Genomic DNA, 24,161 nt, shown 5'->3' with positions numbered 1-24,161 from the left:
GGTTGACGTCGTCATTTGAATCTATAGAATGGCGGCCACCAAGAAGCGGGAATAGCTCAGTTGGTAGAGCACGACCTTGCCAAGGTCGGGGTCGCGAGTTCGAGTCTCGTTTCCCGCTCCAGTTTGTATGCATTTGGTGTTAGCAGTTGGAACGCTAAATGTTTGAGGCCGAGTAGCAAAATGGTTATGCCGCGGATTGCAAATCCGTTCACGCCGGTTCGATTCCGACCTCGGCCTCCACTTTAAAAGCCCCTAAGATCAACGTCTTAGGGGTTTTTTTTGTGCTTTGGATTTGCCTATTCGATGCATGTGAGGGACTTTTTCGAGACAGCCGATCTGTTCGCCCGTTCTGATCTGGCTCATTAAGTCGCATGCCTATATGTCCACACTGGGTCGCCGCAGCAAAAAATAATGTCAATCCGAGCGCGTATCAACGATGCAAAACAAGGTTTTTCTCGTATATGCATCGTATAGGATTCAATTGCGCATGGATAACTTGGGGTTGTTGATCAAAGCGCTGCGCAAGTCTGCTGGTTTGTCCCAAGCGCAGCTTGCGGCGCGACACGGCATGAGTCGCGCCACCATCTCAGGGATCGAAAATAACACGGTCCCGGAGGTCGGCATCCGCAAGGTTGCAGCGATCCTTGAGGGCTTAGGTTACGAATTGACTGCTGCGCCCAAACGTCGGCGCAAAAACCTTGATGAACTGAAATCAGGAAACGTCCATGACGAGTCTCAGTGATCGGCTATATATCGGCTCAGTGGTTCGTCGGTCGGAACGTTGGGGCGGAGCGAGGACAGGCAGCATGGTTCGGTTTTCTCGTATAACGAAGCTGTCGCCGAGGAGGACGCCGTATCTCTGACCATGCCGGTTCGGCCAGAGAGCTACAACTGGGAGTATGGCTTCCACCCCCGGTTCGAAATGCACCTGCCCGAAGGGCACCTCAAAGAAGAACTCGTGCGGCGTTTCAGTAATTAAGTGCATGGCTTTAACTGCCTTCGCGTCTTCAGGCGAAGGGTGAGGAGGGGCGGCCTCAACCTCGCACCTTTTGTTCTGTAATCCTGAAAAACGGGCCGTTTCGGCGCGTGAATCTTCGGCTCTCAGGCATCCATGGCTCTTGGCGCTGTGCCTTTATGACGAGCAATGATCGTAGGCCGCTGATCTGTCGAGGTTTTTCCAGTTTGTTTGCCCGTTCAATATTCGGTCTCATTCACAGGCGCGTTGCGCTTGCGTGCCCGGGAAGGGATGTATATATTCCCCCCTCTTGTCGCACTGGCAGCCCAGACATCGGGTTGTTGAGTCGCACACAGTGCTACCGCCCTGATGGTGAAATTGGTAGACACACCGGACTTAAAATCCGTCGTCCGAAAGGATGTGCCGGTTCGACTCCGGCTCGGGGCACCATACAAATCAGGCGCTTACGGAGATTTCCGAAGCGCCTGAGTCGTTTCAAGATTGCCGCAATTATGAAATGTTGCCGCACTTCACTCTGTTTATGTGACCTTTTTGCCTCTCCTTCTGCGAATGTAATGCTGGGTCATGGCGACAGTTGTGTGTCCCAGCTGCTTCTTCGCCTGCAAGATATCCCCGCTACTTTGTGCCTTGTCGGTGCCTGCCTTGGCGCGCAAATCCCTCATCTGAAACTCGGCCTTTGGAACCTTTGCCGTCTTCGTTGCATGACCAAACCGCTTCCGGAGTATCGCAGTCGTCATCGCAGCACTCTCTACGCTGGCTCAAGTGTTGGCATCTGCGAAATCTGAACTAGCCTCCCGAAACGACGCAACCGCTGCGCAAGTCGCGCGCACTCAAGACCGCATAGACACGTTGGGTTAAGGCATAGACGCGGGCGACGCTGAGGAAGCGGATGAGGCCGAGCTTGCCGCCCTGACGTTGAACATCAAGATGTGGAAGGCCTATAAGTTCTCTCTGGGAACGGTGGCGACGCAGGTTGCGTGGCCGTCGAAGCCTGGTTAGCCAGTAGCACCGCCCATCCCGGAAATGGCTGCAGATCCATCAGCGCTTTCTTCCGACCCCGCGTAACCCGTCGAAACAATCCAGCCCGCCATCGAGCGTTTTTTTGCCGCAGATAGGCAAAGCGCTACTGAACAAGGAGCCAACATGGCCAAGACTCAGCAAGAAATGAAAGCCAGCGTTAATCAGATCATTCTGCTGGTGCAGGGCAATGACGGCAGTGTCGTCTTCGAGAAGAAGTTCGGCGGGTCATGGATGGCGGTGGACAAGTTCACTGCTGATGGAGCGTATCCGCTGTACATCGGATCAAGCGCAACCCAGGTGAGCCCAACTAATGGCGCGGCGTACGAGGTGCAGTGGTGAGCCTCGTCGTAAGCACCGGGCTGATGCTCGACACTGGTTCAACTGATGGAACGACCAAACAGCTGGCCGACCTGCAGTCATATCTTGCCGCGGATCACCCTTGGCAGGTCGTCAAGGTGACCGATCGGGCAGAAGCGCCGAACAGTTTCAGCTGGTCGTACAGCGTCAATAACACCTGGCTGAGCGTGTACACCCAGGCCGTCATCAGCACCGACCCTGATCCGTACATTGCGCAATCCAAGGCATTGTTCGCTCGGATGACGTCACAGCCATCGCTGGAGGTGAAGACGCTGATCGATTCGTGCATCAGAAGCCTGATCGACAGAGGTTACTGGAGCCGCATCGATGTGCTGGTCATGCCTGGTGCCGACATTCAGCAAAGTACACGTAACTGGAAGGCTGATCAGTACAACGCCACTACCGTGGGCACCGTCGACTTCCTGCCGTACAAGGGGTTTCTCGGCAACGGCACGGACTTCTACCTGGATTCAGGTTTCGACCCAGTCGCGGCGATGGCGGCAGGCTCCCAGTTCCAGCGCGATTCTCTGTCGTTCGGCGGCGGCATTCAGGACACCAACGGCACGACCTCGAAGTCTCGCACCGTGCTGGGTCTTTACGCCGGCACCACAGGGGCTGCCATCGACATCCTGCCCGATGCTTCCGGCACGAACCTGACAGCCTTCAAGATTGGCTCTGCGGCGAACCTGGTCGCCACCGTGCCGATGGTTCCACATCACTGGTTCGGATCGCGGACGTCTTCGACTGCCATCGCGATGTACCTGGATGGGAAGCCAATCTATACCAGTGCTGCGAACACCTCGCTGCCGTGGTTCGACGATGGTCTGCACACCACGATTAAATACATGGGCCGGGCGTCCTACGCCAGTTCGGCTTGGACAACCACTCGCCTGAGTAAGGCCAGGCACTCGTATTTCATCCTCGGCGGCGCCTTTACCCAAGCTGAAGCGCTGGACCTGAACTTCATCCTGAACGCCTATCTGGCCGGGACCGGTTCCGAAGATCCGTTGACCCGCACTCTCACGGCAACCATGGTGACCAGCTGATGACCACATTCACCACCACGATAGCATCCACTGGCTCAAGCCAATCTGGCTCGGTGCGGGTTCGGCAAAGCGGAACGCTGAAAGACGCGGACTTCACGACCACGCTGGTGCAGGCCTTGCAGGCTGTCGTCACGACCGGGCTTACATTCGACGGCGTGGACAAGCTGACATTCACCACCGCGTTTGCCGGCCCGATCGTTATCACCAGAACAACCGTGAGCGCCCCTGCGACCGGCGCGACTCACGCACTCCAGTTCTTTGAAGCGACGACCGGCATCGATATTCCGCAGGCGACCATTGCGAAGGTGGTGGGCACACCAACGCTGCCGACGCTCCCGTCGATGCTCAAGGGCGTGAATCTGTCGGGCATGGAGTTCTCGAGGACTGCGTTCGTCCCAACCAATGCCACTATCGATTACCTGTTCGGACAGGGCTTCAACTGCATCCGGATGCCGGTGCTCTGGCAGCGCATGCAGCCGACCTTGTTCGGCACCCTGGACACCAACGGATCGACCGGGCTGGCCGACAAATACAAAGCGTCGATGAATTATGTCCTGTCCAAAGGCATGGTCTGCATCGTGGACGGCGCGCACAACTATGGCAGCCGGCCGGAAGGGAAGGTCGGCAGCGCTGCTGTGCCTGTCACGGCACTGGATGACTACTGGACCAAGATGTTCGCCTTCCTGGGCAGTGATCCGAAGATTGTCTTCGATCTGATGAACGAGCCACCGAACGCGGGTTGGGGCGCGATGGCCAGCTCCAGTACGGCTGCGTTGCGTGCGGCGGGCTGCCTGAATCGCATCCACGCATACGGCACCGCCAGCGCCATATCCTCCATCATCGATCCACTGAACAACGTCGTGCTGGACGTCCATAAATACCTGGACCCAACCATGGCCGGTGTTTCTGGCGTGTGCACGGTCGGTGGCGGCTCGTCCCGGCTCACGGATGTCACCGCAGCAGCTACAGCCGCTGGCCGGCGGCTGTTTCTCGGGGAGTTCGCCGCCGGTTATCCAACGGTCGCCGGGCAAGAGCAGTGCGCAACGGAATTACCAGCCCTGATAGACGCAGTTCAAGGCAGCCCATCGGTGTGGGCAGGCTGGACGGCATGGGGCGGCGGTCGCAACTGGACGACTGATTACGTCTTCCGGCTCGAATACGGTGAAGGCAACACAGCAGACACGCCGTACATGGCGCTGCTGAAGACCAGGCTTCCGTAAATCGATCCACCCAATACCCGCTTCGGCGGGTTTTTTATACCTGGAGAAAAGTGATGACCGTGACAGACAAAAAAACCGACGCGCTGGCGCGAACCCTGTGGGGCGAAGCGCGAGGCGAGGGGCTGGCCGGGATGGTTGTCATCAGTCGTAAGCGTCGGGGCAAGGCATCTACCCAGCCCCGCAAAACCAAGACACGGTGCGTACTTAAACGCTTCCGCCGATGGGTACTAGTCAAGAAAATCAAACACTCACCTTCTATCCACGCTCTTGCTCAATGAAATCGACGAATGCCCGCAACGGAGCGGACATGAATCTGCTGGAAAAATAGAGCCACGGCCCCTCAAACGTATCCCACCATTCATTTAGAACCGGCTGGAGATCACCACTTTGTAAATGCGGACGCAGCCAATTCTCGAAGGTTGCAATTATGCCTCTGCCACTTCGCGCCAGATCAATAGCCGCTGCAACCCCATCGACCCCAATGACCAATCGACCTGGGGGATCAATGCTTACGGTTTCCCCATTCTTCACAAAATCCCAGCTGACCATTGCTCCACTGGAATACCGTAGACAGATGCAATCGTGATTCATCAATTCGCCTGGATGTGCGGGGGTGCCGCGCGACGCTAGATAGGACGGGGCGGCAGCCAAAGCCAGTTGCTGCGACCTTGGGCCGATAGGGACGGCAATGGTGTCTTGTGCAAGGTGCTCTCCATAGCGTATCCCGGCATCGCAGCCAGCGGCGGTAACGTCCACGAGGCGGTCTTCGACCATTATTTCTATCCGCACTTGTGGATAGCGTGCGAGAAAGCGATCAATCAGTGTCGGCAGAATGTCCACCATGACCGCGCCTGTCACGTTCAACTTCAACACGCCTCTCAGGTCTTGAAGGGAACTGGCGACATCCTCGAACACAGCTCTCATTTCCCCGAGAAGCGGAGACATTCGCTCTGCCAGCTCACGCCCAGCCGCAGTTGCTACAACGCTTCGGGTGGTGCGGATGAGCAGGGGTACGCCCAAGCCTGACTCCAGCGCCGAAATCCGTTCGCTCACGGTGGAGGGCGACAAGCCAAGTCGCTTGGCAGCCGCGCGAAATCCATTTTCGCGGAAGACCGCAAGAAAGATCGATAGGTCATCCAGAGAGCATTGATCAATATTGTTCGCCATAGCGATCAGGCTATTCGGATTCGAGCGGGTTATCAATCACCCAGGCGGACGGTACAAAGGGTGTGTAAGGCCTATGCGCTCCCAATCGAGCGTGTTGCTGATCTGCCTCGATGGATAACCGTTGGAGTTCTGGAATGAGTAGAAAAAATGTTCTTATCACCGGTGCGAACAAGAGCATAGGGTTCGAAACGGCCCGTGAAATGGGCCTGCTGGGTTATCGAGTGTGGCTTGGGAGCCGCGACGAAAGCCTGGGCACGCTTTCGGTATCCCGCTTGGTGACCGATGGCATAGATGCCCGCCTGGTCATTCTGGATGTACGCGACACAGAGAGCGTCAGGGCGGCGGCTGAGCTGGTTTTCAAGGAAGACGGAAAACTGGATGTTCTTATCAATAATGCGGGTATATCTGGCGCTCAACCCATCGCGCCCAGTGAACAAGAGATCGGCGACATCCAGAGCGTTTACGAGACCAACGTGTTCGGCCCTATACGGGTGACTCAAGCTTTTCTTCCTCTTTTGAAAGCAGCGCAAAAAGCCTGTGTGGTTATGGTCAGTAGCGGGTTGGGTTCGCTGACTTGGACTTCTGATCCAGCACATCCTTACTCACGGGTCGAGGCTATGGGTTACAACAGTTCAAAATCCGCCCTTAATGCGGTGACGATTGCATTCTCTAAAGAGTTCGCTGCTTTTGGTATCAGCGTCAACGCGGTTGATCCCGGCTATACCGCCACCGATTTCAATGGGCATTCGGGTTACCGAACAGTTACTCAGGCAGCTTCGGGTATCGTGTGGCTAGCCTGCCTTGCTTCATCAGCCGTCACTGGCAAATTCTTTTTTGATCAAGAAAGTGCGCCGTGGTGATAGTTACCCGAGAGTTGAGTGGGTCCCAGTGAGGCTGAAGGGGACACCTGTCGATAGGCTAATGAAATAAGAAGCTCACGTGTACGCTAATCACCAGGGCGCGTCTCACTGCTACGCCGCCACCATGCTTTAGCCTCTGAAGTGGGTGGTGGGCGCAACGCAGAGGCTAAAGCTGGATCATCCGAGTCGTTTTCGAACACCCATTTGCTGATCGCAAAGCAATTAATGCAGCTTGCCGTTCGTCAGTATTAGAACGTTGGTATGAATTAACCTCGGTTTTGAAGGGTCTTCTTAACGTCCAGCCATATCGAGACAACCTTTATGCAGCCCTTTGAAATCCACCCTGAAGACAGCCAGCGACTGCTGTGCGAACTGAACAGGGCCACTGCGCAAATGATGCTGATCCGTCTGGATGAGGTGGGTACCCGCCAATGGCACGAAGCTCAGCTTTGTCAGCAACAGGCTTTTGACAACTGGCTGCGCTACCTGCGCCGCGGCCCGGCAGCCGTCACCGACGTACGAACCGCCGCAGCGGCCTGATTCGGCAATTGTCCCGGCCGGATGAAGCTAAGGTAAATTGCGAGTTTTCAGGGGTGTCGAGCATGCCGTTGTACACCGTCAATTACATCTTCGAGCACACGCCGCGCACTCACACCTTCGACCTCGCCTCCGGGCAACTGCTGGCTCACGAGGCCGCTCTTCATCTGATCGAACTGCATTTTGGAGATTCTGAAAGCGGTTTGAGCCTGCCCGAAGCAGACGCCTCACCTGAACTCATTCTCCAGCAAGCCGAGGTGCTCGGCTTTACCGGGATCCAGGTGGAGACAGGCGCCTAAAGCCTGATCATTGACCGCTTAAAGCCCTCTTCAGGAAGGGCGCGGTGCGGCTTTCCCCGACACTGATCACTTGCTCCGGCGTCCCGCTGGCAACGATGCTGCCGCCTTTATCGCCGGCGCCCGGTCCAATATCGATGACCCAGTCACTTTGTGCGACCACGCGCATTTCATGCTCTACCACAATCACCGTATGGCCGTTCTCCACCAGCCTGTTGAGTTGATCCAACAGTCGGTCGACATCGCGTGGGTGCAATCCGGTGGTGGGTTCGTCCAGGACATAAAGCGTCGCGCCGCGCTGGGTTCGCTGCAGCTCGGTTGCCAGCTTGATGCGCTGGGCTTCGCCGCCGGAGAGTTCGGTCGCGGGTTGCCCCAGTCGCAAGTAGCCGAGGCCGATGTCGCGCAGCACCGACAGCGAGCGCAGCACGGCCGGTTGATCGGCGAACACCTCGACGGCTTGCTCGACAGTCAGTTGCAACACATCGGCGATGGTCAGGCCCTGCCAGGTGATTGCCAGTGTTTGAGGGTTGTAGCGTGCGCCATGGCACGTGGGGCAGGGTGCGTACACGCTCGGCATGAACAGCAATTCGACGCTGACGAAGCCTTCGCCTTCGCACACCGGGCAGCGGCCCTTGATGACGTTAAACGAAAACTGGCCCGCGTCGTAACGATGGGCCTTGGCTTGCGCGGTGGCGGCGAACAGCTTGCGCACGTTGTCGAACAGCCCGGTGTAGGTCGCCAGATTGGAGCGCGGCGTGCGGCCAATGGGTTTTTGATCGACTTGCACCAGGCGCGTGATCGTCTCAAGCCCGCTGGCGATACGTCCGTCGGTTGGCTGCGGTGCGTCGTCCTCAAGGCTGGGCTCATCTTGCTCGGCAGCACTGGCGGGGTTACCCAATGCTGCGCCGACCAGCTCAAGCAGGGCCTGACTCACCAGGCTGGATTTGCCAGAGCCGGAAACCCCTGTCACTGAGGTGAAACAGCCCAGCGGAAACTCGGCGTCAAGGTCGCTCAGGTTATTGCGTGTAACCCCGGCAAGCTTCAACCAGCCAGAAGCGACACGGCGTGCCTCGGCGCGGGCCGGCGGTTCTGCGAACAGATAGGCGCGGGTTTGTGAAGCTTCGATATCCGCAAGGCCGGCGGGCGGGCCGCTGTAAAGAACATGACCGCCATGCTCGCCCGCCGCAGGGCCGACGTCGATCAACCAGTCTGCGCGGCGCATCATCTCCAGATCATGTTCGACCACAAACAGCGAGTTCCCCGCAGCCTTGAGTTGCTGCAAGGCCTCAAACAGCGCCTCACTGTCTGCCGGGTGCAGGCCAGCGGACGGCTCGTCGAGCACGTAAATCACCCCGAACAACTGCGAACCCAGCTGCGTCGCCAGCCGCAGGCGCTGCAATTCCCCTGACGACAACGTCGGGGTGCTGCGGTCCAGCGCGAGGTAGCCAAGGCCCAGATCAGTCAGCGTGCTCACACGGGCGAGCAAATCCTGGGCAATGCGTTGCGCCGCCAAACGTTTTTCGACTGAAAGATTGGGCGTCGCACGCACGTCCGGCGCGGCATCATGGGCTGAGCCACCGCCCTTGACGCGCTGCTTGCGAGCGGTGTCCCGCTGCGTGCGGTCAAGTGGTGCGCTGTCCTCGTCCGTCTGCGCGAAGGCGCCCGCAGCCACAGGGCGCAGCACCTCGGCCAGGCTAAGAAGCGGCATCTGTTGCAGCTCACCGATGTCCAGCCCGGCAAACGTCACCGACAGCGCTTCACGCTTCAGGCGTTTGCCGTCACATACCGGGCAAGGGCTGCCGCGCATGAACTGCGACACGCGCTTTTTCATCAGTGCGCTTTGTGAATGAGTAAAGGTGTGCAGCACGTAGCGACGGGCGCCAGTGAACGTGCCCTGATAGCTGGGTTCGAGTTTGCGCTTGAGCGCACTTTTGGTGTCTTCTGGGGACAGGCCCGAATACACCGGCGCGGTGGGCTGTTCTTCGGTGAACAGAATCCAGTCGCGCTGTGTTTTCGGCAGGTCACGCCAAGGGATGTCCACGTCATAGCCGAGGGTGACCAGAATGTCCCGCTGATTCTGGCCTTGCCAGGCGGGTGGCCACGAAGCAATGGCCCGCTGGCGAATCGTCAACGAGTCATCCGGCACCATCAATTGCTCAGTGACTTCGTACACGCGGCCCAGGCCGTGGCAGTTGGGGCAGGCGCCCTGGGGCAGATTGGGCGAAAAATCTTCCGCATACAGCATCGGTTGCCCCGGCGGATAACTGCCGGCGCGCGAATACAGCATGCGAATCAGGCTCGACAACGTGGTCACGCTGCCCACGGACGATCGCGTGCTGGGCGTGCCACGTTGTTGCTGCAAGGCCACGGCGGGCGGCAGGCCGTCGATGGAATCGACATCGGGCACACCGACCTGATCGATCAACCGTCTGGCATAGGGCGCAACCGATTCGAAGTAACGCCGCTGGGCCTCGGCATACAGCGTCGAAAACGCCAGCGAGGATTTACCCGAACCCGACACGCCGGTGAACACCACCAGCGAGTCACGCGGGATGTCGACATCAACGTCCTTGAGGTTGTGTTCCCGGGCGCCACGCACCCTTACGAATCCACTGTGGTGCGGGGTCGCCGGAGCGGGCGATGCAGAGGTTGCGGTCTGTGGAAGCTTCGAAGTCATTGTCCAGCCTTGTCGGGCGTTGGCGGCTACAGCGCGTGGGTATGCACGCTGCTCGTTTGGGCACGTTCAGTGCGAGGGTGCGACGGTGCGTTACTGCTGCGCTTGGGCTTGCAGCGCTTTGAGAAAGTTCGCCAGCGCGACCTCTTCGACGCGCAGCCCCTTGCGCTGCCGCGAAGGGGGCAGCTTATGCAATTGGCCAAGCAGGAAACCCTCCAGCACCGCCGGATGGATGTAGCACTTGCGACACACGGCGGGCGTATTGCCCAGTTGCCGGGACACCGCCTTGATCATCTCGACGATGTGTTTTTTGGCGTCCGCTTCCGGCTCGTACTCCAGCTTGCTCAGAGTGGCCAGTGCCAACGCGCTGCCCGCCCAGGTACGGTAATCCTTGGCGGTAAAGTCGGCGCCCGTCAGGTCGTGCAAGTAATTATTGATGTCCGAAGACGACACCGAGTGGCGCTCGCCGTCATCGTCCAGGTACTGGAACAGGTTTTGGCCGGGCAATTCCATGCAGCGCTTGATGATCCTCGCCAGGCGCCGATCCTTGACGCTGATCTGGTGCTCCACGCCGCTTTTGCCGCGAAACTCGAACAGGATCTCGCTGCCTTTGACGTCCACGTGCTTGTTGCGCAGCGTGGTCAGGCCGTAAGAGCGATTGTCGCGGGCGTACTGGCTGTTGCCGATACGGATCAACGTGGCGTCCAGCAACGACACGACCGCCGCCATCACCTTGTCGCGGCCCATACCGGGCGTCGACAGCTGCGCCTCCAGTTGCTTGCGCACCTTGGGCAGCGCAACGCCGAACTCGATCATCCGCGAGTACTTGTTTTCATCCCGTATTTCGCGCCAGCGGGGGTGGTAACGGTACTGCTTGCGGCCCTTGGCATCGCGACCGGTGGCCTGCAAGTGCCCGCGCGGGTCGGCGCAAATCCACACATCGGTGTAGGCTGGCGGAATAACCAGCAGATTGATGCGTTTGATCTCGTCCTCGTCGCGAATGCGCTCGCCGTTCTTGTCGAAATAAGCGAATTTGCCACGCAGTACCTTTCGACTGAAGCCAGGCTGGGCATCATCGACGTAATGCAGATCCTTGGGAAGTTGAGCGATGACGGCAGAGTCGGGCATGACCGCATTGTCCTGAAGGCTGGTCTTTGGATTGACCACGTCGGTTCTCAGTCGTGCCGACTTTTTGCAGGTCAGGCGTGGCAGACCGGTCCGATTGAGCGCAGTTGATACTGCGTCAATCCTGCTGACTGAAGATCACGGCGGTAGCGTTTGACTAACCGTTAACAGCTCAGGAAATTGAGAAAACCCAATCAACTAGCGGCCTTGATCCGCCGATGGAGCTTATTGCGATGTCTGCCTGTATGACCCGTCCAAAGCCTGCACCGTTACTGGCCCCTGGCGAAACCGTGGTGCTTTTCGATGGGGTGTGCAAGTTATGCAAAGGCTGGGTGAAATTCCTGATCCGTCATGATCCGGATGCGCGTATTCGGCTGGCGACGGTTCAGTCGCCCGAAGGCCAGGCATTACTTGTCTGGGCCGGGTTGCCGCTAGATACGTTCGATACCATGGCGGTTATTCGGGACACGCAATACTGGATACGTTCTAACGCGTTCTTCGAAGTCGTTGCGCTGTTGCCCACCCCTTGGCCAATGCTGCGACTGCTGCGCGTTTTCCCCCGTCCCCTCAGAGACTGGGTTTACGACCGGATTGCACTGAACCGCTATCGCCTGTTCGGTAAACACGATGCCTGCTGGCTGCCGACCCCCGACCAGCAGCGACGTTTCCTGCCATAGGCGTCTTCAGCGCAGTTTCATTGACCATCGCGGGGATCGGCGTTCAACAACTCAGGGTGATCGTTTTTTATGACTGTCCGGATCAAGCCAGCAATGCCACCGATTTGATTTGCGCCCAGAGCATCTGGCCGGGGTGAAGGTGCAGTTGATCCCTGGAAAAGCGTGTGATGCGTGCCAGCAACGGCGTGCCGCTGGCATCGAGCCTCACCAGTACATGCGCGGCGTTATCGGCCGGCACCTCGCCGACGACGGTGACCGGAAGACGATTGAGAATGCTGGTCTGGTGATCGGGTTGCAGGTTGAGACTCACATCGCGGGCCTGCACCTTGAAGCGCAACGGCGTGCCCGCTTGCAGTGACGAATGCGCCACACGGATCGACAGCTCGCTGTGCGGCAGGCGAACGGTCAGCAAGTGGTACTCGGCGTCGTACGCGATTACGGTGCCCTCAATCACCACGCCTGCGTCGTCGCCCATGGCCAGCGGCAAATCCAGCCGCGCGAGGGTTTCGCCGATGGGGCCACTGGCAAGCACTTTGCCCTCGCTGAGCAATACCAGATGGTCAGCCAGCCGCGCCACTTCGTCCTGGGAATGGCTGACGTACAACATCGGGATATCCAGTTCGCTGTGCAGCCGTTCGAGGTAGGGCAGGATTTCGCTTTTGCGCTTGGCGTCCAATGCCGCCAGCGGCTCGTCCAGCAGCAGTAACCGCGGGCTGGTCAACAGCGCGCGCGCAATCCCGACACGCTGGCGCTCGCCGCCTGACAGTGTGTCCGGCTGCCGCGCCAGCAGGTGGTCGATCCCCAGCAATTGGCTGGCGTGATCCAGATCGACCCGGCGTTCGCGAGGCGCAACGCGTCGCAGACCGAATTCAAGATTGCCTTTGACAGTGAGGTGGGCAAACAGGCTGGCTTCCTGGAACACATAACCCAGCGAACGTTTATGCGCGGGCAGAAAAACGCCTTTGGCGCTGTCCTGCCAAGTCTCGCCATGAATGCGGATCAGCCCGACAGCGGCCTTTTCCAGCCCGGCGATACAACGCAGACACGTGGTCTTGCCCGAGCCGGAGTGGCCGTAAAGGGCGCTGATGCCACGGCCGGGCAGGGCCAGGTCGACGTCCAGTGCAAATTCGTTGAAGCCCACTTGCAGGCGGATTTCCAGGGGGTGCGTCATGACTTCAACTCCAGCCGGCTTTGGTCTTGCCGCTGGTGTAGAGCGCCAACAGAACCAGGAAAGAAAACACCAGCATGAAGCCCGACAGCCAGTGTGCCTGCAGGTACTCCATGGACTCGACGTGGTTGAAAATCTGCGTGGAAACCACCCGTGTCTTGTCGGGGATGTTGCCGCCGATCATCAGCACCACGCCAAACTCACCGACCGTGTGGGCAAAGCCGAGGATCGCGCCGGTGATGAATCCCGGTCTGGCCAACGGCAAAACCACCGAGAAGAAGGTGTCCCAAGGGTTGGCGCGCAACGTAGCGGCGACCTCGAGGGGGCGTGTGCCAATGGCCACGAATGCGTTTTGCAGCGGCTGCACCACAAAGGGCATCGAGTACAGCACGGAGCCGATGACCAGCCCCGTGAAGCTGAAGGTGAGGGTGCCCAGCCCAAGGCTTTGCGTCAGTTGACCCAAGGCGCCATTGGGGCCGAGCAGCAGCAAGAGGTAGAAACCGATCACCGTCGGCGGCAGTACCAACGGCAACGCTACCACCGCGCCGACCGGGCCTTTAAGCCAGGACCGGGTGTGCGCCAGCCACAGCGCAATGGGCGTGCCGATGATCAACAGAATCACTGTGGTGAGTGACGCCAGTTTCAGCGTCAGCCAGATGGCCGCCAGGTCGGCACTGCCCAGCGGCATTTACAGCTGATACCCGAACGACTTGATCACCGCAGCGGCTTTCGGGCCTTTGAGGTATTCCATCAGCGCTTTGGCGGCAGCGTTGTCTTTGCCCCTGTTGAGGATGACGGCGTCCTGTTTGATCGGGTCATGCAGGCTGGCCGGGACGATCCACGCCGAACCGCTGTTCAGTTTGCCGTCCTTGTAAACCTGCGACAGGGCAACGAACCCGAGCTCGGCATTCCCGGTGGAAACGAACTGATAGGCCTGAGCGATGCTTTGACCCTCAACGATTTTCGGCTGGGTGGCGGCCGTCAAGCCAAGCTTTTCCAGCACTTGTGTCGCTGCCAGGCCGTATGGCGCGGCCTTGGGGTTTGCAATGGACAGGTGCTGATACTGGTTTTTCTTCAGGACCTCGCCCTTGTCGTCGACATAGCCTTCTTTGGCGGACCAGAGTGCCAGCGTGCCCACTGCATAAGTGAAGCGCGAGCCTTTTACGGTTTCGTTTTCCTGATCGAGCTTGGCGGGGGTGGTGTCGTCTGCCGCGAGGAACACTTCAAACGGCGCGCCGTTTTTGATCTGCGTGTAGAACTGCCCGGTGGCGCCGAACGAGGCGATCAGCTTGTGGCCGGTGTCCTTTTCGAAATCCTTGGCGATGGCCTGAATCGGCGCGGTGAAGTTGGCGGCGACGGCCACTTGCACTTCGTCGGCGAAGGCGCTGCCCGCTGATGACAGTGCAACGGCCATGGCGACGGATTTGAGTGCACAGCGGAGGCGGAGAACAGGGTGGCGCATCAAGCAGCTCCAGTTTTCAGGTGGGGTGAACAAGGGGGGTGGCCGGTAACGGCCAATCGCTATGAAGCGAAATATATAGCGACTCACTAGCCCAAGGAAGCACCGTTTACAAACACGTGGGATTCGCGGTTTTCATGGCCTCTGGGGTGGAGGCCCATTCCCACGATGAGCGTGTGAAGAATCAGCCGTATCGGGTGTGCTCAAGCCGGCGGCTGATGCTCAGGCAATCTTCACTGGCCCGCGAGTTTTTCCAGCGCCTGAATCGCCAGTTGCCGAGTCAGATCACCGGCAGGCAATTCATGCTTGATCCCCACGGCTTGACCGGCCCACAGGTTCATAAAGCCGTCGTCGCCTTGTGCTTCGGCCTTGGCGCGTAACGGCATTAGCGCGCCGCCCGCAGTGGGGAACCCCGGTGCGACGGCGCTCATGGGGCCTATCTCGCGCATGATGCGGTTGACGATGCCTCTGGCCGGGCGTCCGGTAAAAATATTGGTCACGGCGGTCTGGCTGTCGGTCGCAGAGCGCAGCGCCGCTTGGTGCAGCGCGCTCACTTTTGCTTCCGGGCAAAACAGATACGCGGTGCCGATTTGCACCGCCGATGCACCGAGTACGAACGCGGCGGCAATGCCACGGCCGTCCGCAATACCGCCTGCGGCAATCACCGGCACGCTGAGGGCATCGGCCATTTGCGGCACCAGCGCCAGCGTGCCGACCTGCGTATCCAGCTGATCGCTGAGGAACATCCCGCGATGACCGCCCGCTTCGTACCCCATGGCGATAACCGCGTCACAGCCATGCTGCTCAAGCCATACCGCTTCGGCCACGGTGGTCGCCGACGAAATAATTTTTGCGCCTGTCGCCTTCACACGTGCCACCAGTGCCGCGTCAGGCAGACCAAAATGAAAGCTCACGACTTCGGGCTTTAGCGCCTCGATCATTTCACAGGCCTGCGCATCGAACGGGCTGCGGCTGGACACCGGCGTCGGCGCCTCGAAGTCAGCACCCAGTTCGTCGTAATAGGGCCGCAGGAGGGTTTTCCAGGCCTCGTCGGCTTGAGCGTCAGCCTTCGGGCTCAGGTGGCAAAAGAAGTTCAGGTTGAGCGGCGCCCGGGTGTGTTGACGGACGAGGCTCACCTCTTCATGGATTTGCTCGGCGCTCAACATGGCGCAAGGCAGGGAAGGCAAACCCCCCGCGTTGCCGACGGCAATTGCCATGGCCGACCCGCTGGCACCGGCCATTGGCGCTTGCAGAATGGGCAGTTCAATGCCGAACAGCTTGAGGAGGCGAGTATCAGGCCAGGCAATCATGGGCAGGTTCTCCAAGAGGAATTGAGTGAGTAAGTGCGCCGCGTACAAGAGTCTTCAGGCGAATTTGATTTTAAAGACGATCGGTCTAATATCCAGTCCATGACTGAAAACACTCCGTTACCTCGCAAGCCCGGTCGCCCGCCCAAGGTTGACCGCCAACACACTGACACCCGCCAGGCGTTGATTCGCTGCGGCGTTGAGGTGCTCACTGAACAGGCGTTTACGGCCACTGGCATCGACGGCATTCTCAAGCGGGTCGGAGTGCCCAAGGGCTCGTTTTATCACTATTTCGCCAGCAAAGACGCCTTTGGCCGCGCGGTACTCGACAGTTATGCCGACTATTTCGCACGTCGTCTGGATCGCTGGCTGCTCGACGAAGCCTTGTCACCGCTGGAGCGGCTTGCCGGGTTCGTCCAGCATTCGCGGGCGAGTATGGCGCGACATGGCTTCAGGCGTGGGTGCCTGGTGGGCAACATGGGCCAGGAGGTGAGCATGCTCCCCGCGGGGTATCGCGAGCATCTGGAAAGCATTTTCGTGTCATGGCAAAGCCGCTTGGCGCAGTGCCTTGAAGCCGCTAAAGCCGATGGAGAGTTACCCGCCGGTGCCGATTGCGCCGAGCTGGCTGCCTATTTCTGGATCGGTTGGGAAGGCGCTGTATTGCGCGCCCGGCTGGTGCAGAGCGACGCGCCACTCAACACCTTCATCGCAGGTTTCTTGCGCGGGCTTCCCCGGTAATGCATTCAACGCGGGTTCATCTGGTCTGGTTCTAGACGATCGGTCTAAAAAGGAGGCATGCATGTTCAACGGTATTTTGATCAACAAAGACGACAGCGGTTATCACGCGCGCGTGGCATCCCTTGATGAAGCGGATTTGCCGGACGGCGATGTCACGCTCGACGTGGCCTACAGCACGCTCAACTATAAGGACGCCTTGGCCATCACCGGAAAAGGTCCGGTGGTGCGCACGTTTCCGATGGTGCCGGGGGTTGATCTCGCCGGCACCGTTTCAACCAGCAGCCACCCCGACTTCAAGCCGGGCGACGCAGTGCTTCTCAACGGTTGGGGCGTTGGCGAAGGGCATTGGGGCGGACTGGCGCAAAAAGCCCGCCTGCAAGGCAAATGGCTGATACCGCTGCCCACCGCGTTTAGTGCCTCAGAGGCAATGGCCATCGGCACTGCGGGTTACACGGCAATGCTGGCGGTCATGGCGCTTGAAAAAAATGGCCTCACGCCGGACAAAGGCGAGGTGCTGGTGACCGGCGCCAATGGTGGTGTCGGCAGTTTTGCCATCGCCCTGCTGGCCGGGCTGGGGTACCGCGTGGTGGCCTCGACCGGCCGCATGGCTGAGAGCGAGTACCTCAAGCAACTGGGTGCGGCCGAGATCATCGACCGTGCGACCTTGTCTGAACCCGGCCGCCCGCTGGGGAAGGAGCGTTGGGCGGCAGCCATCGATTCAGTCGGCAGCCACACGCTGGCCAACGTCTGCGCCACCACCCGTTATCGCGGCACGGTGGCCGCGTGCGGCCTGGCACAAGGCATGGAATTCCCTGGTTCGGTGGCGCCGTTTATCCTGCGTGGTGTGACGTTGGCGGGCATCGACAGCGTGATGCGACCTTACCAGGATCGGGTTGACGCCTGGGCACGACTGGCGGTGGATCTGGACAAGACTCTGCTCCCGTTGATCAGCCACGAAATCGGCCTCAATGAGGCGGTCGAGGTGGCGCATCAGTTGTTGCAGGGCAGCGTGCGCGGCAGGGTGGTGGTCGATACCCATCGTTGACCGGCAGGCTGCTCCGGCATTGCCGCCAACACCCTTCGAATCTGGCGGGCGCCTATTTCGGTCTCGCACAGCTTGATGGGCGGCTGGTCATTCAATGCGGGGTTGCGTGCCATCATCCACTGGCTGGCGGAACGCTGGTCTCCCAGAATGCGGGAGGCCTGAAGGGCTATGTCGGCGACGCGGTCCATGCGTTCAGATGACACCAGGTCCAGAGGCTGCTGGTGTCGTTGCCGCCGTTCGAGGGTGGATGTCGACGCATTCAGCAACTGCGAGAGGCGCTGCGGGCACAGACTGAACGCCTCGCGTACGGCCTTGATCCAGTTAGGCGGAAATCCTGCGTGAATGTAGCGCCGGCGTTCGTCTTCGGTGCGTGCATTGAGTTGATCGGCGATCAACCAGAACGTCGTGGGGCAAGGTGCCTTGCGCGTGCTCGCTACAGCTTGGCGGTACGGAACTGAGTTGCTCATCGGCAATTGCTCTCTCTGACGGGGTTTTTAGTCAAAAAAAGGCTAGTCGATAGCGGGCAGCAGGCGTCGCGAAGTTGTTCGTGAAGTTGTTACCGACTGGTTCAGGCTCGTGGAGACGAGCCTGTTGTCAGCGCATCACTCGCTGACGCTTCGCGCTCAAGCAAAACCTGTTTGCGCTCCACACCCCAGCGATAGCCCGACAGCGCGCCATCGCTGCGCACCACCCGATGACAAGGGATGGCCACGGCCAGTGTGTTGGCGCCACACGCCTGAGCCACCGCTCGAAACGACTTTGGCGCGCCGATTAGCTGGGCGATTTCAGCGTAACTGGCGGTGCTGCCCGCCGGGATCTGTGCCAGTGCCTGCCAGACCCGCTGCTGAAACGCCGTGCCTCGGATGTCCAGCGGCAGATCAAGGCCTACTCCTGGTGCCTCGACAAACCCCACCACCGTGGCAACCCACTGCTCGAATCGGGCGTCGCAGCCCACCAGCGTTGCGCTGTGGAAGGTGTCTTGAAGGTTGCGTACCAGTTGCTGCGGATCATCGCCCAGCAAAATCGCGCAAATGCCCCGAGCGCTTTGCGCCACCAGAATCGCGCCCAATGAACACTCGCCGACTGCGAAACGAATCTCGTGATCAGTGCCGCCTTTTCGGTAGTCCGTGGGCTTCATGCCCAGCAGCTTGTCGGACGCCTCATAGAAACGGCTGTTGGAGTTGAAACCAGCGTCGTAGAGTGCGTCGGTGATTGAGACCTCATCGCCCAGCTTCTGACGCATCTTTTGGCCGCGATGAGCGGCGGCGTAGTGTTTGGGCGTCAGCCCGGTCAGCTGTTTGAAGATACGGTGAAAATGCCAAGGGCTCAGGCCAGCGTGTTCCGCCAATTGGTGCAGGCTGGGCAGTTGCTCGGCGTTGGCAATCTGGCGACACGCTTGGGCCACCAGCCTGGCGTGTTGCTCAGCCAGTTCTGTCTGCTGGCCCAAGGCGCGTTTGCTGGGTCGATACCCTGCGGCCTGTGCCTGGCTGGCGCTGTCGAAGAATTCGACATTCTCTGGCCGGGGGAGGCGGGCTCTGCTGCCGGGCGGGCAGTAAATCCCCGTGGTGCGCACGGCGTAGACAAACTGGCCCTGCGCCGATGCATCGCGCGCCATGACAGCCGCCCAGCGAGGATCCTGCTCGACGGCACTGGCGCGCGCAGCGGGGTGTGCAACGGCTTTGACGGATGACATGGCGGCGTGCCCTCTGAAGAGTGATGCTGTGCAGATTATTCGCTCAGCCGCCAGCGGGCACTCCGAGTCTTGCGCTCAAATTCCGCCAACTGCGGATCATCCCGCGAGCATCGGTGGCAGGGTGCCCAGCAGTGAAACCGCCGCCAACGCCGCCATGCCCAGCACGCCTTCGAGCAGCACGCTGGCACGCAACAACCGCCAATCCGGCGCTTGAGACTTGGCCAGCGTGCGGTTGACCGCCGCCAGTCCCAGCATCGCCAGCACCAGGCTGGCCTTAATCGCCAGTACCAGACCAAATCCACTCAACGCGGGCTCAGGCCACAGCGCGCCGCTCAATGCGCGGACATTGATCAGGCCGGTCACGATAATCGTCGCCACCAGAGCGTAGCCAATACCGCTGAAGCGCAGTAACACCCTGCGCAGGTCAATCCCTTGTGGCGTCGCCAGTAACATCGCCAGCATCAACAGCCCACCAAGCCAGGTGCCAACGCCGCTTAAATGGAACATCTGGTTGGTGATCAACAGCAGCCCGTAAACCCCGTCGAACATTGCACCGTGGCCGACGGGCGCCAGCGTGAACAACAGCAGCGCGACGACTACGACGTAAAAAGTGGATGACACCGGTATCAGCCGATAAACGGCAAGCAGCACCAGCAGGTTGAGGCTCAGATGGACGATCCACACGTGCCCGAAAAAAGTGTAACCCAGCACCAGTGCGAGGGTGTCCGGCGCCCAGCCGTCGCGCCAGTCGCCAGCCATACTCGCTGCGGTCAGCGCTAGCCACACAAGGGCGCTCAGCAAGGCCAGGGCAGCAAGCCACTTGCGCAGCTGCCCGACATGGCGCGCCAGCGGGCTGCTGTTGAAACCTGCAAGGCAGGCCCGGAACAACATCCCGAATGCGCTGATGCCGAACAGCAGCAACACCGCGCCGAAATGCACAAAGCGGCACAGGATCAATCCTTCGTGCATGGCTTTACGGGGTTACCGTGAAGCGATAGACGCCTTCACTTTTGTGCGTGTCGACTGACACCGCGTGCCACTCGATCTTGTACTTGCCGGGGGTGAGCGGAGCAGCGGGCGTGACAATCAGGGTTTTCTTGTCAGCAGGGTCCGTGGCGATAGTCTGTGCGGCAATGACCTCTGTGCCTTGACCCGGGCCGTCCACGCTGATGCTGACTTTGCTGAATTTTTCCTCGACGCCTTCGGAGAACGTCAGTCGCAGTTCTTTGGGCGACGGCACTTCGCTGTCAGCGGGGGGCGACTGGTTTTCCAGATGGGCATGGGCGAGGGCGGAAGTGGTGGCAGCGAGGGAAGCAAGAACAGCTACAGCGGCAAGGGCTTTCTTGAGGGGATGAGCGGACATCAGCGGTACCTTTTATCGTTGCAGCAATGAACCGTGCGGCACGTTGCGCGGCAGTCAAAACGAGGCGGTCGCTGCAGCGGTTCGCAACGACACGCGCGCTACTAGACCAGAAACCCGGCGCCGATTCCAGACATTAAACGCCCGGCCGCTCTGGGTCGAGGGCACAGTCCGGCGCCGGTGGTGCATCAGGTTTGGGGTGCCTGGGCGATGGCTTCGGCCAGGTCCTGGTATTCCTCACACGTTCTGCTGCACAAGGTTTCGATGGTCGCCAGTTGCTCCTGCGCCAGGTCCAAACGGCCCTTGATCACATAGGCTTCGCCCAGATATTCCCGCACTTGCGCGTAGGCAGGGTCCAGTGCAACAGACTTCAGGTAATAGCTGATGCCTTCGTCGGTGCGCCCTAATTTACGGGTTGCGTAGCCGCGGTAGTTGAGGGCCTTGGCCGTGTTGGGGTTTTGCAAGGTGTCGAGCAGGGACAACGCTTCCTCATAGCGCTCGTCCTTGGCCAGGCGATAGGCGTAGTCCGTGCGGTCGGCGTCCGAAACGGCTTTGCTCACCTGAGTGACGCATTTTTTGCTGGCGCTGTCCCAGACCTGGCCTTTCGGGCAGTTGGGCTTGGGTGGCGCGTCTTCGTCGCCTGCGGCACGTGCCGGGCCGGACAGCAGGGCGGCGGCCAGGCAAACCCCCAGCAACAGTGCGCGGGATCCTGCGATGGGTTCGTGAGGGCTTTTCATCGTGGTGGTGCTCCAGAACGGTCAGAAGGAGAGTCAGCCCGTTGATTATGGTCCGTGGTTGCGGCTCTGCTAGTGACAGTTGATTAAACCTTGGGGCTGTGCTGTAGAGTCTTGATTTTCAGCTTGGCAAAAAGGCCATTCCAGAGCCTTCGGCGTCACAGGAGCGCCTTCTTAACGTGTCTGACATCCCTGACCGGTTTCCCGGCGCTGCACAACACAATCAGGCCGAAGACCCGAGTATCACTGCAGCGCCACGGATGCCCAGCGTTCAGTCGCCCTTGGCGCTGTACCTGGCGCGCCTGGCGCCGTCGAGTCGCTTGACCATCAACTACGTCTTGCAGGACGCCGCCGACCGCTTGGGCTTTGTCGACGTCGACCTGCACGACATTCCGTGGCATCAGTTGCAGCCGGGCCATATCACGGCGCTGGTCTCGACACTGCGCGACGACAACTACGCGCCCAATACGTCATCGCTGTATGTGAACGCGATTCGCGGCGTGATGAACGAGGCGTGGCGACAGGACCTGATCAGTCATGAGCATCTGTTGAAAATCCGCTCGATTCAGGCCATTGGTGGCACCCGCTTGAGCCGCGGTCGAAACATCCGACGCACGCTGATCAAGGAGTTGATGGACGTCTGCGCCGCCGACCCCAGGCCGCAGGGCAAACGCGATGCTGCATTGATTGCGATTCTGTACGGCTCCGGGATGCGCAAATCGGAGTCGGTGAACCTCAACCTGGCGCAGCTGGATTTTGCCGAACGCAGCCTGCGAGTGACCGGCAAAGGCAACCGGCAACTGATCAAATACGCCCCGACCTGGGCGTTCGACGCCTTGAACGACTGGCTCCAATTGCGCCGCTCCTGCCTGCCGGAAGGCGTCAGGGACGATCCTTTTCTGTTCAATCGCATCCGCCGTGGCAGCCATATCACCCGCGAGCGCATCACCAAGCACGCGATCTACTTCATTGCCAAACAGCGTGGCCGGCAGGTCGGCGTAGAGATCATGCCGCACGACTTTCGGCGGTCTTTCATTACCCGTGTGATCGAAGAACACGACCTGTCGATTGCGCAAAAGCTCGCGCACCACACCAATATCTCAACCACCGTGGGCTACGACATGCGCGATGACAACGAACGGCGCAGGGTGGTGGACCGGTTTGATCTCTAAGCACGCGCTCACCCTGAAGTGGCGTGGCGGCTCGCGTTTTCAGGCGCGGACCGGCTAACGCTCAATCCCTTATAGAGAGGCTCTCCCATGCGTTTTTCACCCTTCGTCGAGCGTATTTCCGGGCACGGCGTGGCGGCCTGGGACATACACCACGCAGCTTTTGACGCAAAGCGCGCCGGCGAGGATGTGATCATCCTCAGCATCGGCGATCCGGACTTCGCGACGCCTGACTTCATCACCGAGGCGGCGGTCACTGCATTAAGGGCCGGCGACACCCATTACACTGACATCGCCGGCCGCCCGGACCTGCGCCAGGCCATTGCTCAACGTTACTCCGCACGCCTTGGCCGGCCGTTGCAGGCAGAAAGCGTCATCACCGTGGCAGGTGCACAGAACGCCTTGTTCGTCGCTTCGATGTGCCTGTTGCAGGCGGGTGATGAAGTGATTGCCCTTGATCCGATGTACGTCACCTACGAGGCCACACTCAAGGCGTCCGGCGCCACATTGGTTCGCGTTGAATGCAGCCCGGACAGCGGTTTTCGTCTGGACAGCGAGCGACTGAAAGCGGCAATCACCCCACGCACACGAGCGATTTTCCTGTCCAACCCGAACAACCCCACCGGTGTCGTGCTGGACCTCAACGAGCTGCAGGCGATTGCCGATCTGGCGATTGCTCATGATCTGTGGGTGGTGGTCGACGAGGTCTACGAAAGCCTGTGCTACGAGCGTGAGCACCAAAGTCTGGCCAGTCTGCCCGGCATGCAACAGCGCTGTGTGGTGATTGGCAGCCTGTCCAAATCCCACGCCATGACCGGCTGGCGATGCGGCTGGATAGTGGCTGATCCGCTGTTGATCAGCCATGCAGAAACCTTGTCGCTGAGCATGCTGTACGGGTTGCCCGGATTCGTCATGCAGGGCGCTCTGGCTGCTGTGCTGGCTCACGAGGAGGTGACTGCCGGCATGCGCGATGTCTATCGACGGCGTCGTGATCTGGTGGTGACTGCGCTGAGTGACTGCCCGGGGATTTCGGTACTCACGCCTGATGCCGGCATGTTCGTGCTGGTCGATGTGCGCGGCACGGGTTTGAGTTCGCTGGATTTCGCCTGGCGGTTGTACCGCGAAGCCGGGGTCTCGGTGCTTGACGCAGCGGCCTTCGGAGAGCCGGCGCAAGGGTTTGTACGCCTGTCTTTCACGTTGGGCGAAAACCAGCTCGCCAAGGGCTGCGAGCGAATCAGGAGCTTTGTCCAGACGCTTGTGTCCGCCCTATAGCGAACAGGCTGTCATAGGGAATGAAAGGTGAACGCAATATGAAAGTTCATTCATAAAAAAAGCCACCGCACATAAGTGAGGTGGCTAAAAAAGTCTTACCAAAGGAATGATGAAGGGGAGCAAGTGTCTGCTGCCTGAAGCTGCGGAGGCATCAGGCAGGGATACATGTTCTTTCATCGCCGACAACGGTAACACTGCATTATCGGGTCGGACTATTACGATAATTGATAGTGACTATCACGACTCATTAATCATTCATCA

General features: G+C 59.7%; 24 protein-coding genes, 3 tRNA genes and 2 pseudogenes. 16 read left to right on the top strand and 13 right to left on the bottom strand.

From position 1 onward, the window contains the following. The first annotated feature begins 45 nt into the window (after positions 1–45). The 5 genes from OYW20_RS13585 (at position 46) to OYW20_RS13565 (ending at position 1,405) form a co-directional block, all read left to right on the top strand. A tRNA-Gly gene (locus OYW20_RS13585) sits at positions 46–121 on the top strand. 45 nt (positions 122–166) lie between these two features. After that, a tRNA-Cys gene (locus tag OYW20_RS13580) sits at positions 167–240 on the top strand. A gap of 247 nt (positions 241–487) precedes the next feature. After that, positions 488–742: a helix-turn-helix domain-containing protein gene (locus OYW20_RS13575; RefSeq protein WP_268801127.1), complete on the top strand. Its 255-nt coding sequence runs from the start codon at positions 488–490 to the stop codon at positions 740–742. Positions 743–781: 39 nt separating this feature from the next. After that, on the top strand, positions 782–979 hold the full coding sequence (locus tag OYW20_RS13570) for a HipA N-terminal domain-containing protein (protein ID WP_268796494.1): 198 nt from the start codon (positions 782–784) through the stop codon (positions 977–979). Positions 980–1,318: 339 nt separating this feature from the next. Continuing rightward, positions 1,319–1,405, top strand: a tRNA-Leu gene (locus OYW20_RS13565). 89 nt (positions 1,406–1,494) lie between these two features. On the opposite strand, the pseudogene OYW20_RS13560 reads toward OYW20_RS13565, so the two are convergent. After that, positions 1,495–1,713, bottom strand: a pseudogene (locus OYW20_RS13560) (integrase); the annotation flags it as partial. A 406-nt stretch (positions 1,714–2,119) separates the two neighbouring features. Between OYW20_RS13560 and OYW20_RS13555 the strand changes: the two are divergent. Genes OYW20_RS13555 through OYW20_RS13545 form a run of 3 tightly spaced genes read left to right on the top strand, consistent with a single transcriptional unit; the run spans position 2,120 to position 4,619 of the window. Further along, complete coding sequence (locus OYW20_RS13555; RefSeq protein ID WP_268796493.1) at positions 2,120–2,335, top strand: hypothetical protein; 216 nt, start codon at positions 2,120–2,122, stop codon at positions 2,333–2,335. Next, a complete protein-coding gene (locus tag OYW20_RS13550; protein ID WP_268796492.1) occupies positions 2,332–3,399 on the top strand; it encodes a hypothetical protein in 1,068 nt (355 codons plus the stop codon). Before OYW20_RS13555 ends, OYW20_RS13550 begins: the two co-directional genes overlap by 4 nt. Further along, positions 3,399–4,619 carry a cellulase family glycosylhydrolase gene (locus OYW20_RS13545; RefSeq protein ID WP_268796491.1) on the top strand — a complete coding sequence of 407 codons (1,221 nt, stop codon included), beginning with the start codon at positions 3,399–3,401 and terminating at the stop codon, positions 4,617–4,619. The genes OYW20_RS13550 and OYW20_RS13545 overlap by 1 nt, the downstream gene beginning before the upstream one ends. Before the next feature lie 255 nt (positions 4,620–4,874). On the opposite strand, the gene OYW20_RS13535 is transcribed toward OYW20_RS13545, so the two are convergent. Beyond that, positions 4,875–5,786, bottom strand: a complete 912-nt coding sequence (locus OYW20_RS13535; protein ID WP_268796490.1) for a LysR family transcriptional regulator — start codon at positions 5,784–5,786, stop codon at positions 4,875–4,877. Positions 5,787–5,920: 134 nt separating this feature from the next. Between OYW20_RS13535 and OYW20_RS13530 the strand changes: the two genes are divergently transcribed. The 3 genes from OYW20_RS13530 (at position 5,921) to OYW20_RS13520 (ending at position 7,482) form a co-directional block, all read left to right on the top strand. Continuing rightward, a complete protein-coding gene (locus OYW20_RS13530; RefSeq protein WP_268796489.1) occupies positions 5,921–6,646 on the top strand; it encodes an SDR family oxidoreductase in 726 nt (241 codons plus the stop codon). 321 nt (positions 6,647–6,967) lie between these two features. Beyond that, positions 6,968–7,186: a hypothetical protein gene (locus tag OYW20_RS13525; protein WP_268796488.1), complete on the top strand. Its 219-nt coding sequence runs from the start codon at positions 6,968–6,970 to the stop codon at positions 7,184–7,186. Between the two features lie 62 nt (positions 7,187–7,248). After that, positions 7,249–7,482: a hypothetical protein gene (locus OYW20_RS13520; RefSeq protein WP_268796487.1), complete on the top strand. Its 234-nt coding sequence runs from the start codon at positions 7,249–7,251 to the stop codon at positions 7,480–7,482. Positions 7,483–7,489: 7 nt separating this feature from the next. Here the strand turns inward: OYW20_RS13520 and OYW20_RS13515 are convergent, their stop codons facing one another. Together OYW20_RS13515 and OYW20_RS13510 are read right to left on the bottom strand one after the other, a co-directional pair. After that, a complete protein-coding gene (locus OYW20_RS13515) occupies positions 7,490–10,156 on the bottom strand; it encodes an excinuclease ABC subunit UvrA (RefSeq protein WP_268796486.1) in 2,667 nt (888 codons plus the stop codon). Positions 10,157–10,246: 90 nt separating this feature from the next. Beyond that, on the bottom strand, positions 10,247–11,281 hold the full coding sequence (locus OYW20_RS13510) for a DNA topoisomerase IB (protein ID WP_268796485.1): 1,035 nt from the start codon (positions 11,279–11,281) through the stop codon (positions 10,247–10,249). A 230-nt stretch (positions 11,282–11,511) separates the two neighbouring features. Here OYW20_RS13510 and OYW20_RS13505 point away from each other — a divergent pair, with 230 nt between their 5' ends. Beyond that, positions 11,512–11,955, top strand: coding sequence for a thiol-disulfide oxidoreductase DCC family protein (locus OYW20_RS13505; RefSeq protein ID WP_268796484.1), 444 nt, complete (start codon positions 11,512–11,514; stop codon positions 11,953–11,955). An 82-nt stretch (positions 11,956–12,037) separates the two neighbouring features. Here the strand turns inward: OYW20_RS13505 and modC are convergent, their stop codons facing one another. The 4 genes from modC to OYW20_RS13485 form a co-directional block, all read right to left on the bottom strand. Beyond that, positions 12,038–13,126, bottom strand: a complete 1,089-nt coding sequence (modC, locus tag OYW20_RS13500) for a molybdenum ABC transporter ATP-binding protein (protein ID WP_268796483.1) — start codon at positions 13,124–13,126, stop codon at positions 12,038–12,040. A gap of 4 nt (positions 13,127–13,130) precedes the next feature. Then, positions 13,131–13,811 (bottom strand): molybdate ABC transporter permease subunit, encoded by a 681-nt coding sequence (modB, locus tag OYW20_RS13495; RefSeq protein ID WP_268796482.1) that lies wholly within the window; start codon positions 13,809–13,811, stop codon positions 13,131–13,133. Then, positions 13,812–14,537, bottom strand: a complete 726-nt coding sequence (gene modA, locus OYW20_RS13490) for a molybdate ABC transporter substrate-binding protein (protein WP_268801126.1) — start codon at positions 14,535–14,537, stop codon at positions 13,812–13,814. It abuts the gene before it with no gap. A gap of 278 nt (positions 14,538–14,815) precedes the next feature. Beyond that, positions 14,816–15,892 carry an NAD(P)H-dependent flavin oxidoreductase gene (locus OYW20_RS13485; protein WP_268796481.1) on the bottom strand — a complete coding sequence of 359 codons (1,077 nt, stop codon included), beginning with the start codon at positions 15,890–15,892 and terminating at the stop codon, positions 14,816–14,818. 99 nt (positions 15,893–15,991) lie between these two features. Between OYW20_RS13485 and acuR the strand changes: the two genes are divergently transcribed. Together acuR and acuI are read left to right on the top strand one after the other, a co-directional pair. Then, the gene (acuR, locus tag OYW20_RS13480; protein WP_268796480.1) at positions 15,992–16,627 is read left to right on the top strand and encodes an acrylate utilization transcriptional regulator AcuR; all 636 of its coding nucleotides are present in this window, start codon (positions 15,992–15,994) and stop codon (positions 16,625–16,627) included. A gap of 61 nt (positions 16,628–16,688) precedes the next feature. Further along, the gene (gene acuI, locus OYW20_RS13475; protein WP_268796479.1) at positions 16,689–17,672 is read left to right on the top strand and encodes an acrylyl-CoA reductase (NADPH); all 984 of its coding nucleotides are present in this window, start codon (positions 16,689–16,691) and stop codon (positions 17,670–17,672) included. On the opposite strand, the gene OYW20_RS13470 is transcribed toward acuI, so the two are convergent. The 5 genes from OYW20_RS13470 to OYW20_RS13450 form a co-directional block, all read right to left on the bottom strand. Continuing rightward, on the bottom strand, positions 17,618–18,139 hold the full coding sequence (locus tag OYW20_RS13470) for an antitoxin Xre/MbcA/ParS toxin-binding domain-containing protein (RefSeq protein ID WP_268796478.1): 522 nt from the start codon (positions 18,137–18,139) through the stop codon (positions 17,618–17,620). The genes acuI and OYW20_RS13470 overlap by 55 nt on opposite strands. A 101-nt stretch (positions 18,140–18,240) precedes the next feature. Beyond that, entirely contained in the window at positions 18,241–19,365 is a 1,125-nt protein-coding gene (gene ada, locus OYW20_RS13465; protein WP_268796477.1) for a bifunctional DNA-binding transcriptional regulator/O6-methylguanine-DNA methyltransferase Ada, read from the bottom strand. A 96-nt stretch (positions 19,366–19,461) separates the two neighbouring features. Next, a complete protein-coding gene (copD, locus tag OYW20_RS13460; protein WP_268796476.1) occupies positions 19,462–20,334 on the bottom strand; it encodes a copper homeostasis membrane protein CopD in 873 nt (290 codons plus the stop codon). A gap of 4 nt (positions 20,335–20,338) precedes the next feature. Next, a complete protein-coding gene (gene copC / locus OYW20_RS13455; RefSeq protein WP_268796475.1) occupies positions 20,339–20,728 on the bottom strand; it encodes a copper homeostasis periplasmic binding protein CopC in 390 nt (129 codons plus the stop codon). Between the two features lie 185 nt (positions 20,729–20,913). Beyond that, positions 20,914–21,462, bottom strand: a complete 549-nt coding sequence (locus tag OYW20_RS13450) for a hypothetical protein (RefSeq protein ID WP_268796474.1) — start codon at positions 21,460–21,462, stop codon at positions 20,914–20,916. A gap of 257 nt (positions 21,463–21,719) precedes the next feature. Here OYW20_RS13450 and OYW20_RS13445 point away from each other — a divergent pair, with 257 nt between their 5' ends. Together OYW20_RS13445 and OYW20_RS13440 are read left to right on the top strand one after the other, a co-directional pair. Beyond that, positions 21,720–22,631: a site-specific integrase gene (locus OYW20_RS13445; protein ID WP_268801125.1), complete on the top strand. Its 912-nt coding sequence runs from the start codon at positions 21,720–21,722 to the stop codon at positions 22,629–22,631. Positions 22,632–22,718: 87 nt separating this feature from the next. Further along, positions 22,719–23,885 (top strand): annotated as a pseudogene (locus tag OYW20_RS13440) (pyridoxal phosphate-dependent aminotransferase); the annotation flags it as partial. Positions 23,886–24,161: the final 276 nt, after the last annotated feature.

Origin of the sequence: Pseudomonas sp. BSw22131 (assembly GCF_026810445.1) — a bacterium.
Lineage (GTDB): Bacteria > Pseudomonadota > Gammaproteobacteria > Pseudomonadales > Pseudomonadaceae > Aquipseudomonas > Aquipseudomonas huanghezhanensis.
Note: the sequence above shows the minus strand (reverse complement) of the source record. Positions and strands in the feature narration are given on the sequence as shown.

Bases quoted from the DNA above. Each gene is read 5' to 3' on its own strand.
- OYW20_RS13520 (WP_268796487.1), top strand. From the start codon at position 7,249: ATGCCGTTGTACACCGTCAATTACATCTTCGAGCACACGCCGCGCACT.
- copC (WP_268796475.1), bottom strand. From the start codon at position 20,728: ATGTCCGCTCATCCCCTCAAGAAAGCCCTTGCCGCTGTAGCTGTTCTT.
- OYW20_RS13505 (WP_268796484.1), top strand. From the start codon at position 11,512: ATGTCTGCCTGTATGACCCGTCCAAAGCCTGCACCGTTACTGGCCCCT.
- ada (WP_268796477.1), bottom strand. From the start codon at position 19,365: ATGTCATCCGTCAAAGCCGTTGCACACCCCGCTGCGCGCGCCAGTGCC.
- modA (WP_268801126.1), bottom strand. From the start codon at position 14,537: ATGGCCGTTGCACTGTCATCAGCGGGCAGCGCCTTCGCCGACGAAGTG.
- OYW20_RS13485 (WP_268796481.1), bottom strand. From the start codon at position 15,892: ATGATTGCCTGGCCTGATACTCGCCTCCTCAAGCTGTTCGGCATTGAA.
- acuR (WP_268796480.1), top strand. From the start codon at position 15,992: ATGACTGAAAACACTCCGTTACCTCGCAAGCCCGGTCGCCCGCCCAAG.
- OYW20_RS13510 (WP_268796485.1), bottom strand. From the start codon at position 11,281: ATGCCCGACTCTGCCGTCATCGCTCAACTTCCCAAGGATCTGCATTAC.
- copD (WP_268796476.1), bottom strand. From the start codon at position 20,334: ATGCACGAAGGATTGATCCTGTGCCGCTTTGTGCATTTCGGCGCGGTG.
- OYW20_RS13545 (WP_268796491.1), top strand. From the start codon at position 3,399: ATGACCACATTCACCACCACGATAGCATCCACTGGCTCAAGCCAATCT.
- OYW20_RS13575 (WP_268801127.1), top strand. From the start codon at position 488: ATGGATAACTTGGGGTTGTTGATCAAAGCGCTGCGCAAGTCTGCTGGT.
- OYW20_RS13515 (WP_268796486.1), bottom strand. From the start codon at position 10,156: ATGACTTCGAAGCTTCCACAGACCGCAACCTCTGCATCGCCCGCTCCG.
- OYW20_RS13555 (WP_268796493.1), top strand. From the start codon at position 2,120: ATGGCCAAGACTCAGCAAGAAATGAAAGCCAGCGTTAATCAGATCATT.
- modB (WP_268796482.1), bottom strand. From the start codon at position 13,811: ATGCCGCTGGGCAGTGCCGACCTGGCGGCCATCTGGCTGACGCTGAAA.
- OYW20_RS13445 (WP_268801125.1), top strand. From the start codon at position 21,720: ATGCCCAGCGTTCAGTCGCCCTTGGCGCTGTACCTGGCGCGCCTGGCG.
- modC (WP_268796483.1), bottom strand. From the start codon at position 13,126: ATGACGCACCCCCTGGAAATCCGCCTGCAAGTGGGCTTCAACGAATTT.
- OYW20_RS13530 (WP_268796489.1), top strand. From the start codon at position 5,921: ATGAGTAGAAAAAATGTTCTTATCACCGGTGCGAACAAGAGCATAGGG.
- OYW20_RS13525 (WP_268796488.1), top strand. From the start codon at position 6,968: ATGCAGCCCTTTGAAATCCACCCTGAAGACAGCCAGCGACTGCTGTGC.
- OYW20_RS13450 (WP_268796474.1), bottom strand. From the start codon at position 21,462: ATGAAAAGCCCTCACGAACCCATCGCAGGATCCCGCGCACTGTTGCTG.
- acuI (WP_268796479.1), top strand. From the start codon at position 16,689: ATGTTCAACGGTATTTTGATCAACAAAGACGACAGCGGTTATCACGCG.
- OYW20_RS13535 (WP_268796490.1), bottom strand. From the start codon at position 5,786: ATGGCGAACAATATTGATCAATGCTCTCTGGATGACCTATCGATCTTT.
- OYW20_RS13470 (WP_268796478.1), bottom strand. From the start codon at position 18,139: ATGAGCAACTCAGTTCCGTACCGCCAAGCTGTAGCGAGCACGCGCAAG.